The following is a 3,532-nucleotide window of genomic DNA, read 5'->3' as shown; positions in this document are numbered from 1 at the left end:
CCTATTACAATATCTGAGTTCACCCCAAACTGATCCTGTTGCCGTATTAAGCGGCAACAGAAGCAATACTGCCCTTTTTATCTTGTTTGGTCATTGATTTTACTTCTATTTCTTTTAACTTCTCCATAACCCTGTTTTGCACGTCATCCACAATCTTCCAATCCTTGGCAATGTAAATGTCCGTCGTTCGATTACCTTCGTCAACGTGATTAAGTGCAAGAGCCACGTCGTCTTTGCTCATTCGGCAATCATTACGTGCGACATTGGCAAAGGTATGCCTTGCCCAATAAAACGTTACTCCCGACAGACCTGTCATATGGCAGATCTGTTCCATTCCTTTGCTCAATGCCTTGTTCAAACATCCAACAGTAGAATAACGCATCGGCAACTTACCGATATACTTTTCTAACAATGGTTTTGCCTCGTCTATGATTTTGACACTGATAAAGGCATCATCTTTTCTTCGTCCTGTAGTCTTTGAACGATTGTATTCAAATCGTCCATTTTTGAGGTTCTGTGAGCCGATTTGATAAAAATCTACGGCATTTGTACCACATAGATAAAACGAAAGCATATACAGCTCTTTGGCAAGTTCTGCACGGCTACCGGATTTAGTGACACAATCCCTTATAGCTAAAACTTCTTCAATAGTATTGTTTCGATCTTTGCCACGTGGTGGCGGTGTGCCTACCTTATACTTCTTGAATGGATAATGCTTTATTCGGAATATCCCAATATCTTCTTCGTTATATCGATTTCTCGCAGCGTTGAATAAGGTGCGAAGATCGCGCATGTAATTATGAACCGCCGAGCTACTTACTCCTTTTGCAATGGTCGTAACAGGTTTACCGAATTGATTAAGTCGGGTCATCGTGCGTTCCGACTTCAAAAAACGCTCATACGAAAGGAGCATGGTGTAGTGAATTTGGTTAATGGAAAAGGAATCCGTTTTAAAATAATCCACAAGACTGTTTCGCACTACATTGAAATTTTCTGCACTTTTGATTCTCCCATTCTCTCTAAGTGTCTTTATATGGTCGTCACAAAATTTCACAAAATCAATATCTTCTTCCATATCCCTTAGAAAATCCCGTAAGGTTTCCGTAGAGAAATGGTCAAGTTTCGCCTCCAAATCACTAATAGTGTTTCGGTACTTCCTTAACTGTTGCTCGACTATATCCGTAATAAAAGGGTCTTTGATTTTAAAATCTTTGGTCAGTTGCTTTCTGACCACAAAATGGGTCGTGTCAATGTACTTTCTTATACCTTTGTGATAAACACAGATTTTCACATTGTAAGTGCCATCAGCTTTCTTGTGATGCTCATAAACTTTTGCGCTTACGGTTGCCATAATTTTTTCCTTAAGCACGCCGGAATTTCTGTTACATATTTGTAACATTCCCACGTGAAATTCAACAAAAAACTATGTAAATCAAACCAAATCGGAGAACCCGATCGGTCAAACGAAGATGTCTCTAATCTTCGTTTAGAAAGCAAAAAAGCCGTTTTTCTCATCGAAAAACAGCTTTTCTATTTCGCTCCTGAAGCTGGGCTCGAACCAGCGACCCTCTGATTAACAGTCAGATGCTCTAACCAGCTGAGCTATTCAGGATCATATTAGAAGTACTTCCTTCTAAAGTGTTACAAAGATAAAACTTCGTGATTAAAATTCAAAGAAAAAAAACATTTTAAAATAGAAAGAGGTTATTTTTATAACCTCTTTCCCACTGTTTAAATATTTCCTCGCTAATTGACAGCGGTTCCTTCTTGTTTCTTTTCATAGCTCTCGTGGTGTACGCTAGCGACTGCACGACCTGAAGGGTCGTTAAGGTTCTGAAACGACGCATCCCAAAGCAGTGCTTCCGGTGTGCTGCAAGCAACTGACTTAACCGAAGGTACTGTCAACGCAGCGGCTTCCGAAGGAAAATGCGATTCAAAAATGGACCTGTATAGATATTCTTCTTTATTTTTTGGCGGATTAATTGGAAATCTTTCTGCGGCACCGGCAAATTCAGCATCGGTAACTTTGTTTTCCGCTTGCTCTTTCAAGGTATCAATCCAACTGTATCCCACTCCATCCGAAAATTGTTCCTTTTGACGCCAAGCAATACTTTCTGGCAAATAATCTTCAAATGCTTTTCGAACAACCCATTTCTCCATTCTCTCAGCTGTTATCATTTTATCCGATGGGTTGATTGTCATGGCTACATCCATAAACTCTTTATCCAAGAATGGTACGCGACCTTCTACACCCCAAGCAGCCAACGACTTGTTAGCACGCAAACAATCATATAAATATAACTTTTTAAGCTTCCGAACCGTTTCTTCATGAAACTCTTGGGCATTTGGGGCTTTATGAAAATATAAATATCCGCCAAATAGTTCATCAGACCCTTCTCCCGAAAGAACCATTTTAATACCCATAGATTTAATCACACGCGCCAATAAATACATCGGTGTTGATGCACGAATCGTCGTTACATCATATGTTTCTAAATGATAGATAACATCACGTATCGCATCTAACCCCTCTTGGATGGTAAAATTAATTTCGTGGTGAATGGTACCGATATGATCGGCCGCTTTTTGTGCAGCGATCAAGTCCGGAGCACCTTTTAATCCTACTGCAAAAGAGTGTAACTGTGGATACCAAGCCTCCTCCTCGTCACCAGATTCAACTCTTTTGGATGCAAACTTTTTGGTAATCGCTGCAATAACAGAAGAATCTAGCCCTCCTGACAAAAGCACACCATAAGGCACATCTGACATTAATTGACGATGCACAGCATCTTCCAAAGCCTTACGCAATTTCGCAATATCCGTTTGATTTTCTTTTACGTTATCGTATGACTCCCATTCTCTGGTATACCATCTTTGCGGTTCGGTACTTTCTAAACTATGTATATAATGTCCCGGAGGAAATTGTTCTATTTTAGTGCAAAATCCCTCCAATGATTTTAATTCAGAAGCCACAAAAAACTGGCTCTTTTCATCATAACCATAATAAAGAGGAATAATCCCCATGTGATCCCGAGCAACAAAATAGGAATCATTTCGCGAGTCATATAAAGCAAATCCAAATATACCATTCAAATCCTCTACAAATGAAGAACCTTTTTCTAAATATAGGGCAAGTACAACTTCTGAATCTGATTGCGTCGCAAAATTATAATTAGGCAAAGAATTTCTTAATTCTTGATGATTATAGATTTCTCCATTTACAGCCAACACAACTGTTCCATCAGGACTAAATAATGGCTGACTTCCTGATTTAGGATCTACAATAGCCAAACGCTCATGGGCTAAAATAGCTTTTTCTGAACTGAAGATACCAGACCAATCTGGCCCGCGATGTCTAATTCTTTTAGACATCTCTAAGGCTTGAGACCTAATCTTACCGTCTTCTTCTTTTAAATCGAATGCTCCTATAATTCCACACATACATATAACTTTTATCGTTCAATATTTTAACAACACAAAGTAAGTAATAAAAAAATGAAATTCATAATAATTTTTATTTTTCTTTAAAGAT

2 protein-coding genes and 1 tRNA gene are annotated in these 3,532 nt (G+C 38.8%); all 3 read right to left on the bottom strand.

All coding sequences use genetic code 11. The annotated features are described in order from the left end of the window. Positions 1-46 precede the first annotated feature (46 nt). The 3 genes from E4F24_RS05355 to asnB all read right to left on the bottom strand — a co-directional run bounded on the left by E4F24_RS05355 (position 47) and on the right by asnB (position 3,441). Entirely contained in the window at positions 47-1,351 is a 1,305-nt protein-coding gene (locus E4F24_RS05355) for a site-specific integrase (RefSeq protein ID WP_181182379.1), read from the bottom strand. A gap of 187 nt (positions 1,352-1,538) precedes the next feature. Continuing rightward, a tRNA-Asn gene (locus E4F24_RS05350) sits at positions 1,539-1,612 on the bottom strand. 134 nt (positions 1,613-1,746) lie between these two features. Continuing rightward, the gene (asnB, locus tag E4F24_RS05345) at positions 1,747-3,441 is read right to left on the bottom strand and encodes an asparagine synthase B (RefSeq protein ID WP_140937643.1); all 1,695 of its coding nucleotides are present in this window, start codon (positions 3,439-3,441) and stop codon (positions 1,747-1,749) included. Positions 3,442-3,532 lie beyond the last annotated feature (91 nt).

The organism is Sphingobacterium lumbrici (assembly GCF_006476045.1).
Classification (GTDB): Bacteria; Bacteroidota; Bacteroidia; order Sphingobacteriales; family Sphingobacteriaceae; genus Sphingobacterium; species Sphingobacterium lumbrici.
This window is presented reverse-complemented; position numbering and strand designations above follow the sequence as displayed.